The sequence below is a fragment of the Mesorhizobium sp. M8A.F.Ca.ET.021.01.1.1 genome, assembly GCF_003998025.1.
Classification (GTDB): domain Bacteria; phylum Pseudomonadota; class Alphaproteobacteria; order Rhizobiales; family Rhizobiaceae; genus Mesorhizobium.
Window position 1 is genome coordinate 1 of record NZ_RZSJ01000199.1, and the last position, 9,705, is coordinate 9,705.

General features: G+C 63.2%; 9 protein-coding genes, 1 pseudogene and 1 riboswitch. Of the genes and pseudogenes, 5 read left to right on the forward strand and 5 right to left on the reverse strand.

Annotated features, from left to right (window positions below):
* Positions 1-476, forward strand: a pseudogene (locus tag EOA36_RS17045) (ABC transporter ATP-binding protein/permease); the annotation flags it as partial.
* A 99-nt stretch (positions 477-575) separates the two neighbouring features.
* Positions 576-1,379 carry a DUF1194 domain-containing protein gene (locus EOA36_RS17050; protein ID WP_127278629.1) on the forward strand — a complete coding sequence of 268 codons (804 nt, stop codon included), beginning with the start codon at positions 576-578 and terminating at the stop codon, positions 1,377-1,379.
* Positions 1,380-1,443: 64 nt separating this feature from the next.
* Here EOA36_RS17050 and EOA36_RS17055 read toward each other — a convergent pair whose 3' ends face one another.
* The 3 genes from EOA36_RS17055 to EOA36_RS17065 all read right to left on the reverse strand — a co-directional run bounded on the left by EOA36_RS17055 (position 1,444) and on the right by EOA36_RS17065 (position 4,591).
* Positions 1,444-2,367: a glycosyltransferase family A protein gene (locus EOA36_RS17055; RefSeq protein ID WP_127278630.1), complete on the reverse strand. Its 924-nt coding sequence runs from the start codon at positions 2,365-2,367 to the stop codon at positions 1,444-1,446.
* 318 nt (positions 2,368-2,685) lie between these two features.
* Positions 2,686-3,300, reverse strand: a complete 615-nt coding sequence (gene metW, locus EOA36_RS17060) for a methionine biosynthesis protein MetW (protein WP_027143503.1) — start codon at positions 3,298-3,300, stop codon at positions 2,686-2,688.
* 121 nt (positions 3,301-3,421) lie between these two features.
* Positions 3,422-4,591, reverse strand: a complete 1,170-nt coding sequence (locus EOA36_RS17065) for a homoserine O-acetyltransferase (protein WP_127278631.1) — start codon at positions 4,589-4,591, stop codon at positions 3,422-3,424.
* 121 nt (positions 4,592-4,712) lie between these two features.
* Positions 4,713-4,790: riboswitch (SAM riboswitch) on the reverse strand.
* A gap of 137 nt (positions 4,791-4,927) precedes the next feature.
* Between EOA36_RS17065 and hisC the strand changes: the two genes are divergently transcribed.
* Positions 4,928-6,037, forward strand: coding sequence for a histidinol-phosphate transaminase (gene hisC, locus EOA36_RS17070; RefSeq protein ID WP_127278632.1), 1,110 nt, complete (start codon positions 4,928-4,930; stop codon positions 6,035-6,037).
* 22 nt (positions 6,038-6,059) lie between these two features.
* A complete protein-coding gene (locus EOA36_RS17075; protein ID WP_189343785.1) occupies positions 6,060-6,995 on the forward strand; it encodes a prephenate/arogenate dehydrogenase family protein in 936 nt (311 codons plus the stop codon).
* On the opposite strand, the gene EOA36_RS17080 is transcribed toward EOA36_RS17075, so the two are convergent.
* Complete coding sequence (locus tag EOA36_RS17080; RefSeq protein ID WP_127278634.1) at positions 6,992-7,921, reverse strand: sugar kinase; 930 nt, start codon at positions 7,919-7,921, stop codon at positions 6,992-6,994. The two genes, EOA36_RS17075 and EOA36_RS17080, sit on opposite strands and share 4 nt — an antisense overlap.
* A gap of 5 nt (positions 7,922-7,926) precedes the next feature.
* On the reverse strand, positions 7,927-8,925 hold the full coding sequence (locus EOA36_RS17085; RefSeq protein ID WP_127278635.1) for a DUF2125 domain-containing protein: 999 nt from the start codon (positions 8,923-8,925) through the stop codon (positions 7,927-7,929).
* 151 nt (positions 8,926-9,076) lie between these two features.
* Here EOA36_RS17085 and EOA36_RS17090 point away from each other — a divergent pair, with 151 nt between their 5' ends.
* Positions 9,077-9,598, forward strand: a complete 522-nt coding sequence (locus tag EOA36_RS17090) for a gamma-glutamylcyclotransferase (RefSeq protein WP_127278636.1) — start codon at positions 9,077-9,079, stop codon at positions 9,596-9,598.
* The last annotated feature ends 107 nt before the right edge of the window (positions 9,599-9,705 follow it).

Genomic DNA, 9,705 nt, shown 5'->3' on the forward strand with positions numbered 1-9,705 from the left:
TCTTCGTGCCCCGTGTCCCTTCCTTCCCCGCCGGTACGCTGCGCGAGGTGCTTGACCATCCCTATGGTGTCGCTCCGGCAAGCGATGCCGATATTTCGGCGGTGCTTGCCGAAGTCGGCCTCGAGCGGCTGTCATCCTCGCTCGACCGGTCGGCCCGCTGGGAGCGTGAGTTGGGCGATGACGAACAGCGATCGCTCGCCTTCGCCAGGCTTGCCTTGCGGAAGCCGAAATGGGTGATCATCGATGAAGCGATGGATGCGTTCGACGGCCCGTCGCTGAGGCGTGTGCTGTCGCTCATGGATAAGCATCTGAAAGGTGCCGCGATCATCAATATCGGGCGCGGCCTGCACAACAATCAGTTCTTCCCGCGTTCCCTGACGATCGTGAAGGATACCGGCGTGCCCCCGCTGAAACCCGCCCGTGTCAGGGCGGGCGCCATCGAACCGCCGCCAGTCGCCGCTCGGCGCAAGACATAGAACGGCCGGCATTCGGACTGGGCGGCCACGCCTGCCACAAGCTTTATTTCGCCGTGATCGCGAGCGAATGTCGCGATCGAAACATCGCTCGTGCTGGCCATGCTTGAGATAATGAGCCTGCTTGCCTGCTTGGCTTGCGCCGAGGCCGCTCCGGTTCCTTCGGCGCCAAATACGCTGGCCGTCGACGTCGAACTGGTGCTGGCGGTCGATATCTCGCTGTCGATGGACGAAACCGAGTTCGCCCTTCAACGCGCCGGCTATGTCGAGGCGCTGCGGCACGCCGATTTCATCCAGGCGGTCCGTTCCGGCCATACTGGGCGCATTGCGCTCGCCTATTTCGAGTGGGCCGGCACGGTGCGCGATGACGCGGTCATCGGCTGGCAGATCATCGACAGTGCGCAGAGCGCCAACAGCTTTGCCGACAAGCTTGCGGCCCGCCCTTTCCGGAGTTTCCGCGGTACCTCGATTTCGAGCGCGCTTGCTTTCGGCGCCGAGCTTTTCGACGGCACCAATTTCGCGAGCGAACGCAGCGTCATCGACATATCTGGCGACGGCCCCAACAATATCGGGCCGCCGGTCACTGTGACGCGCGATGCGGCCATTGCCAAGGGCATCGTCATCAACGGCCTGCCGATCCTGATCAAGCCATCACCGACCTTCAGCCATCTCGATCAGTATTATGCGCAGTGCGTGACCGGCGGACCTGGTTCCTTCGTGCTGCCGATCCATGCGGCCGCCGAATTCTCAACGGCGATCCGGCGCAAGCTGGTTCTCGAAGTCAGCGGCATTCAGGACAAGCCCAAAATCATGCCCGCCGAGATGGACGCGCCGATCGACTGCCTTCTGGGAGAACGGGACAGGCGGTTCCTGTCGGATCCCTATTTCCCGGAACTGGACCGATAGGCCTGGCCTTGGGCCAGGCAGTCCCCTGCAACGCGCCGTACTCGATCGCTGAGCTGCCGCCAGGTCAGGCCGGTGGAATTCCAAACTTCCCGCGAACCTCGTCGTAGAGGCCGCGCCGCCAGCGGCGGCCGTAGAGATAACCGGCGATCAGTTCCGGCAATGAATAACCAAGCGCGTCGGACGAGCGGTTGGCCATGTATCCAGCAAATGCCTGTGGTATCCGCCCCCGGAGAATATCGGCGATGATCTGCCGCGTGATCATAAAGGGTGGGACATGGGGGTAAGAGCGAGCGATGTGCGGGTGCTTACTCATCAGGATCGCATAGGCTTCGATATAGCCGTCCCGGCGGCCCGAAATCGAGTTCTGCGAATTGTGCTTCGTCCAGTCGATATCTTCCGATAATTGCGCGCCGAAGCGCTGTGCGAAGCGCAGCAGAAGCTCCCGGTCCTGCATCCGGGGAATGTCGCTGTCATAGCCGCCGATGGCCAGCAAGGCTTCCCGCCTCGCCGTTATCGCCGACCCGGCGATGAAGGCCGTCTGCGCAACCACCGCCCGCTCCAGCATCGCCGGATTGAGGAAAGCACGGCGGTTGACGCAGGCGGTGCCACGGCCAGCCTTCACCGAGACATATGAGGAGAGCAGGACTCCGAGCGCCGGATTGTCGTCGAACCATGCCAGCGTCCGTTCGAGCCGGTGTGGCAGGAAGAGATCGTCCGAATCAAGAAAAGTCACCACGGGCGCCCTCGCCAGCTCGATGCCGGCATTCCTGGCGGCATTGGCGCCGCGCCATTTCGCGCCGACATAGATCAGCCGAGGGTCGCGAATGCGCGCAAGCGCCGCTTCCGTCCCGTCGGTCGAGCCATCGTCGACGACGATATGCTCAAACCGCGCCATGCTCTGAGAAAGCACGCTTTCCACCGCGCGGAGCACCGTTTCGCGCCGGTTGTGAGTCGGGGTGATGACCGTGATGAGGGGCAAATGCTCCACGTCAGCTGTTTCCAGCGCGAAAATGCACTTTCCGATAGCTCTTCAGGATGGTTGAATGGATCGGACTTCCCCCTGGCTGGCCCTCATCGGGATTAAGTGCGACGCTACAAAAAACAACCTGTTATGTCACCCATTGTGCCGTCGTTCTGACGACAAGGGAATGGTGAATTCCGGCGCCTAGCGCTTCAACCGCAACACTTTTGCCACCGCTGGAATTGGCGGAAGCTCTTGGCGGTTGCGTCCATGTGGTGTTGGCCGACGGCGTGGAACATCCGCACAAGCCCACGGATATCCTCGCGTAGGAGGCCGACGGCAGCCTTATCGCTTCAACAAAAACACCGCCTGCTGGCCAAAGAAATTCCAGAACCACCAGGGCATCGACAGGCCGATCTTCTGGCCGTTGGCGTCGAGCGCGGTCGCCTTTTCCACCGTCGCGCCAAGCTCCTCGCACAGATTGACGAAGTCGCGGATGGTGCAGAAGTGGATGTTGGGCGTGTCGTACCAGGAGTAGGGCAGATCCTTGGTCACCGGCATGCGGCCCTTGACGAACAGCGACAGGCGCACCCGCCAATGGCCGAAATTGGGGAAGGACACGATCGCCCGATTGCCGATCCGGAGCAGTTCGTCGAGCACCAGCTTCGGGTTGCGGGTGGCCTGCAGGGTCTGCGACAGGACGACGAAGTCAAAACCCTTGTCGGGATAGAATTCGAGATCCTTGTCGGCATCGCCCTGGATGACCGAGAGGCCGCGCGCCACGCATTCGTTGACGCCGCGCTGCGAAAGCTCAAGGCCGCGACCGTCGACCTGCTTGGTTTCCTGCAGCAATTCGAGCAGCGAGCCGTCGCCGGAGCCTACGTCAAGCACGCGCGATTGCGGCGGGATGAGGTTGGCGACGACCTCAAGGTCGACACGCTGGCTGCCATTGACGCTCATGGCTTCGCCTCCTGAGTGGCGCATGACGATGGTCCGAAAAGTCCGCAATTTTTCTGGGTCATGGCTTCGCCTTTCCGTCTGACGCATGACCGTGGTCCGAAAAGTCTGCAACATTTCGGGGTCATGCGCCGAGCCCCCTGGCGCGCGCGGCCGAACCGATAAAGCCGTTGATGGCGGCAAACAGTTCCGGTTCGTCGAGCAGGAAGGCGTCGTGGCCGCGGTCGGTCTCGATCTCGACGAAGGAAACCGAGGCACCGGCGGCGTTGAGCGCGTGCACGATCGAGCGGCTCTCTTCGGTCGGGAACAGCCAATCCGACGTGAAGGACACCAGGCAGAAGCGGGTCTTCGTGCCGGCAAAGGCGTCCGCCAGCCGGCCGCCATGGTCGGCGGCAAGGTCGAAATAATCCATCGACCGTGTCATGTAGAGGTAGGAGTTGGCGTCGAAGCGGTCGACGAAGGTCATGCCCTGGTGGCGCAGATAGCTCTCGATTTGGAAATCGGCATCGAAGCCGAAGGTCAGCGCTTCGCGGTCCTGCAGGGTGCGGCCGAATTTGCGGTGCAGGGCGGCTTCCGACAGATAGGTGATGTGGGCGGCCATGCGCGCCACCGCCAACCCCTTTTCCGGGCGCTTGCCGTGCTCGAAATATTTGCCGCCATGCCAGTCCGGATCGGCCATCACGGCCTGCCGCCCGACCTCGTGGAAGGCGATGTTCTGTGACGAATGGCGTGCGCCGGTGGCGATCGGCAGTGCCGAGAACACCCGCTCGGGATAGCTCGACGCCCATTGCAGCACCTGCATGCCGCCCATCGAACCGCCCAGCACGCAGAAAAGCTTCTCGATGCCGAAATGGTCGACCAGCATCTGCTGCGCACGCACCATGTCGCGGATGGTGATGACAGGGAGGTCGAGCCCATAGGGCTTTCCCGTGGCGGGGGTGGTCGAAGCCGGCCCGGTGGGACCAAGGCAGCCGCCGATAACGTTGGAACAGATGACGAAGAAACGGTTGGTGTCGATGATCTTGCCGGGGCCGATCAGCACTTCCCACCAGCCTGGCTTGCCGGTCACCGGATTGGTGTTGGCGACATGCTGGTCGCCGGTCAGTGCATGGCAGACGAGGATGGCATTGGAACGGGCATCGTTCAGAACGCCATAGGTCTGATAGGCGATCTGGAACGGCGACAGCACCGTGCCGGCATCGAGCTTGAGCGGCTTGTCGGGTCCGAAACGCAACACCAGGCTCGACGGATTGTCGACCTCGTTGTTGGTCCTTGCTGCGCGCAGAGCGGCCATTCCTAATCTCTCTTGCTGCATCGTTTCTTGCGAAAATCTCCGCTGATTTTCGCGGCGCCGATGCGGTCGTCCGGGCCGGTAGCGGACAATAAAAAACCGGCATTGCCTTCGCAAAGCCGGTTACGTCACGCAAACGGCCCTTTAGCGAATTGTTTAACGTGGCTGCAAGCCGACCGGCCAAATCACCACGGAACTGTCACCGCCCTTCTAGACCCCGCCCGCCTCGCCGTCAATGGCGGCGGCTGGCACTAGTGCCGCCTCTCGACATTGCCGGCCATGGCTTGTATTTCCGCAGCGGCTTCCGGATGGAGGCATTTTCGACGGATTTTGCAAGACATGAACCAGACACCGGATCAGGCACGTCCAACCCCCCGCGCGGGCATCATGGACATAGACGCCTATGTGCCCGGCAAGAGCACGGCGCCGGCCGGGGTCGCCAAGGTCTACAAGTTGTCGTCGAACGAGAACCCGCTTGGGCCGTCGCCGAAGGCGATCGAGGCCGCGCGTGAGGTCGCCGGCAAACTCGACATCTATCCCGACGGCACCGCCAGGCGGTTGCGCGAGGCGATCGCCGAGGTGCATGGCCTCAACGCGCAGAACATCATCTGCTCCAACGGTTCCGACGAGATCCTTGGCCTGTTGGCACAGACCTATCTCGCGCCCGGCGACGAGGCCATGTTCACCGAACACGCCTTCATGGTCTACAAGATCTACATCCAGTCGGCCGGCGCCACCCCGGTCGTGGTCAAGGAGACCGACGAGCGCGCCGACATCGATGCGATGCTGGCGGCTGTGACGCCGCGCACGAAAATCGTGTTCCTGGCCAATCCCAACAATCCGACCGGCACCTATGTGCCGTTCCAGGAGGTGCGTCGCCTGCATGCCGGACTGCCGAAAAACGTGCTGCTGGTGCTGGACGCGGCCTATGCCGAATATGTCCGCCGCAACGATTACGAAGCCGGCATCGAGCTGGCCGGCAGCGCCGAGAACGTGGTGATGACCCGCACCTTCTCCAAGATCGGTCTCGGCGGAGCGCGTATCGGCTGGATGTATGGTCCGATGCACATTGTCGATGCGATCAACCGCGTGCGCGGCCCCTTCAACGTCAATGCGACCGCGATCGAGGCCGGCATCGCCGCGATCCGCGACCGCGCCCATGTCGAGCGCAGCGTGGCGCATAACGAGACCTGGCTCGCCTGGCTGAGCGAGGAGATGACTGGACTCGGACTGCGCGTGACGCCCAGCGTCGGCAATTTCCTGCTCATTCATTTTCCCGACGACCAGAGGCATTCGGCGGCTGCGGCGGATGATTATCTGAGCGCGCGCGGCTATATTCTGCGGCGCGTTTCAGGCTACGGCTTTCCCAACGCGCTGCGAATGACCGTCGGTACCGAAGAGGCCAATCGCGGCGTTGTCGCCGCGCTCAAGACATTCCTGAAAAGCTAGAACGCCTGAAAAGTTACACACCATGGCATCACCGATGTTCGAAAAAATCGCGCTGGTCGGCATCGGCCTGATCGGCTCGTCGCTGGCCCGCGTCATTCGCCGCGAAGGCCTGGCTCGCCATGTCGCGATCTCGACGCGCAGTGTGGCAACGCTCAAGCGAGCCGAGGAACTGGGACTAGGCGATTCCTACACCACCGATTCCAGGGAAGCTGTGCGTGATGCCGATCTGGTCATCGTCTCGGTGCCGGTGGGCTCATCCGGTGCGGTGGCGCAGGAGATTGCGCCGGCGCTAAAAAAAGGTGCGATCCTCACCGATGTCGGCTCAACCAAGGCCTCAGTCATCGCGCAGATGCAGCCGCATGTGCCTGAGGGCGTCCATTTCATTCCCGGCCATCCGCTGGCGGGTACCGAAAAATCCGGCCCGGATGCCGGATTTGCCGACCTGTTCGACAATCGCTGGTGCATCTTCACGCCGGTGCCGGGCACCGATCCGGAGGCGCTGGAACGGCTGTCGGAATTCTGGCGCCGCTGCGGCGCCAACATCGACACGATGGATCCGCAGCATCACGACATGACGCTGGCCATCGTCTCGCATCTGCCGCACATCATCGCCTACAACATCGTCGGCACCGCCGACGACCTGGAATCGGTGACCAAGACGGAAGTGATCAAATATTCCGCCTCCGGCTTTCGCGATTTCACGCGTCTGGCCGCCTCCGATCCGACCATGTGGCGGGACGTGTGCCTGCACAACAAGGATGCCATCCTGGAAATGCTGGCGCGCTTCTCGGAAGATCTGGCGTTCCTGCAGCGCGCGATCCGCTGGGGCGATGGCGACAAACTCTTCGACCTGTTCACCCGCACCCGCGCCGTGCGCCGCTCGATCATCGAGGCGGGCCAGGATATCGACGCGCCGGACTTTGGCCGCCAGGCGGTCGAGCATCCGGCAAAGAGCTAAGCTGTTTCAGGCCAGGTCGCTGCCATCATGGCGAGCGTTTCCGCCCGATCCGGCGCGCCCAGCCTGCCGCCGAAGCGCAGGCATTTGAGCGCGGCGGCGGCACTCGCAAAGCGCAGTGCGTGCTCGATCGCCATGGCTTCCGCCAGCCCAACGGCAAAGGCGCCATGAAAGACATCGCCGGCGGCCAGCGTGTCGACCGCCTTGATCCTCGGCGCCTCGACATGGCGGGATGATCCGGCGCTTCGATCGAACCACCAGGTACCCGCCGCGCCGCCGGTGACCGCGACGAAGGCGTCGGTGCTGGAGGCGAGATCCTCGCAAGCGGTCTCCAGATCCAACGCGTGGCCGCAGATGATACGCACTGCCGGTTCGGAGGCGACGATGTGCGAGGCCAGCGGCAACAGTTGCTCCAGCACCGCCAGCGGCGCGGTATCGGCATCGAGGATAGCCGGCCTGCCCGCGGCGCGCGCCGCGTTCAGGGCAAGTGCCGCTGCACCCGGCCAGCGCACGTCGGCCAGCACGGCATCGAACGCCGTGATGTCGGGAAACGGCAAGGCTTCGGGATCAGCCTGCGCGCGCGTGTCGTAGAACGGCACGATGATACGCTCGCCATGCGCATCGACCAGGATCGAGGCCAGCGCCGAGCGTGCGCCGCTGACGCGGCGCACATGGCTGCAATCGACGCCCTCGGCCTCGATTCCAGCGATCAGCTGATCGCCGACAGGATCGTCGCCAGCACTCGCCCATAGCGATATCTCGGCGCCGAGACGACGTGCGGCGCAGGCCGCGCTCGTGGCCATGCCCGAGGCGATCTGGACGCCGTCCGAGGCGATGAATTTTCCCTGATGCGTCGGAAGCGACTCGACGCGCAGGATGGTGTCCAGCGTCAGCGCTCCAACACTCAAGAGCCTCACGGGTCTTGCCATGGGTGCTATTGCACCGGCTTGATCTTGCCCAGCGGGATAAAGCCGAGCGAGGCCTTGCCCTTGACCACCTTCAGCGGCATCGACGGCTCGCTGCCGAGTAGAGCCAGGGCGCCAAAACCTTGCTCGATCGCATTCTTCTGCTCGGGCACGGCGCCGGCAAGGATAGATGCCACGGCCTTCGGATCCTTGATCCTGATCATCAGATCGGCATCGACCAGGCCTTCTGCATCGACCGACAGCGGTCCGGAAACGGTGACACGCGCCGTCCCCGACGACAGATCGAGATTACGGATTTCGATCCTCTGGCCGCGCAGGCTTTTCACCTGCGTGCCGACCAGCGCCACGCCGTTCTTCAGTGTCACGTCGCCGCTGGCATCGAGCGCCGGCAGCACGCGCCCGCCGATCGTGTCGGGATCGATTTCAAGATCGCCAAAGCTGCCGACATAGTCGATATCCGCGCCATTCGGCTGCAACTGGCCTGATGCCTTGCCGGCACTGAACAGCTCGACTGGATCGGTATCGTCGGCCGGATCGGTCTGGCCCGACAGGCCCTCGGCCTGCAGCGCTATACGTCGCGGCAGCGGATACCACAGTTTGACGTTGGCCTGCAGATTGTCCCAGTCGATCCAGAGCGGCATCATGCCCGGGACGGAGGTTCGGAGCGGACCGCGCAGATTGGCAACCGGCGACAAGGGCTGGGCGATCTGGGCGGTGGCATTGAAGGAGCCGGCCGAGGCGGCAATGTTCTTGGCATCGTCCTCGTAGGCGAGATTGTCGCAAGAGACGGCAAAGCTCAGCGGATAGCCACTGACCTCGAGGTTGGCGCAGCCAGCCTGGATGCCGCTCTTATTGAGCGTGGCAACCGCCTTGTCGGCCTCCGACCTGACCCTGTTGGCCAGATAGAACCATCCGGCGCTGTATATGGCGAACAGCACCAGGATGAACGCGGCAAGCCACCATAGGCGGCGACGGTTACCCGGTCGGCGTTCGTCACTTGACGTCATGCTTTGGCTCTCATTAACGCATGGATGGTGTGAACGGATTCTCGATTCCGGGAACACCAGTGGACAGAGACGATAGGTAGACGGACACGAGCGGAAAAAACACCGGTTTCCGGTGCGGTGTTGCCATTCTTTTGCAATCAGGCGCGGTGATATGGGCGATTTTTGGGTGTTCGGCTACGGTTCGCTGATCTGGCGGCCCGGTTTCGCGCATGTCGAGACACGGCGTGCGCGCCTGCATGGCTACCGCCGCTCGCTTTGCGTCTATTCCTTCGTGCACCGCGGCACGCGCCAGCGGCCGGGACTGGTGCTTGGCCTCGACCATGGCGGGTCCTGCGTCGGCCTCGCCTTCCGCGTGCCCGGCGAACTGCGCGACGAGGTCATTGCCTATCTGCGTGAGCGCGAGCTTGTCACCAGCGTCTATCTCGAGCGGACGCTCAAGGTTCGTCTCGACGGCGGCGGCGCGGTCGAGGCCGTGGCCTACATCGTCGACCGCAAGCATGAGCAATATGCCGGGGCGATGGACGCGGCGGATGCAGCGGCCGTGGTGCGTGGCGCGGTCGGCCGATCGGGCAACAACGAGGACTATGTGCTGAGTACGCTGAAGCATCTGGAAGCACTGGGCATCCGCGACCACTGGCTGGAGGAGGTGAAACGGGGGATAGCGTCTTTGTGAAGCGCTGGCTCTGCGGAAAACGGTGGCCAGGGCCTTTGACCTCGATGCGGCAAGACCTAGGTTAGGCTCCGAACCCAGCCAGCGGGCGGCATCGCCCGGCCCCAATC

What these genes read in the sequence shown, in the direction of transcription:
- EOA36_RS17050 (WP_127278629.1), top strand. Translation starts at nt 576, where the DNA reads ATGCTTGAGATAATGAGCCTGCTTGCCTGCTTGGCTTGCGCCGAGGCC.
- EOA36_RS17080 (WP_127278634.1), bottom strand. Translation starts at nt 7,921, where the DNA reads ATGGCAAGACCCGTGAGGCTCTTGAGTGTTGGAGCGCTGACGCTGGAC.
- EOA36_RS17085 (WP_127278635.1), bottom strand. Translation starts at nt 8,925, where the DNA reads ATGACGTCAAGTGACGAACGCCGACCGGGTAACCGTCGCCGCCTATGG.
- EOA36_RS17090 (WP_127278636.1), top strand. Translation starts at nt 9,077, where the DNA reads ATGGGCGATTTTTGGGTGTTCGGCTACGGTTCGCTGATCTGGCGGCCC.
- hisC (WP_127278632.1), top strand. Translation starts at nt 4,928, where the DNA reads ATGAACCAGACACCGGATCAGGCACGTCCAACCCCCCGCGCGGGCATC.
- metW (WP_027143503.1), bottom strand. Translation starts at nt 3,300, where the DNA reads ATGAGCGTCAATGGCAGCCAGCGTGTCGACCTTGAGGTCGTCGCCAAC.
- EOA36_RS17065 (WP_127278631.1), bottom strand. Translation starts at nt 4,591, where the DNA reads ATGGCCGCTCTGCGCGCAGCAAGGACCAACAACGAGGTCGACAATCCG.
- EOA36_RS17075 (WP_189343785.1), top strand. Translation starts at nt 6,060, where the DNA reads ATGGCATCACCGATGTTCGAAAAAATCGCGCTGGTCGGCATCGGCCTG.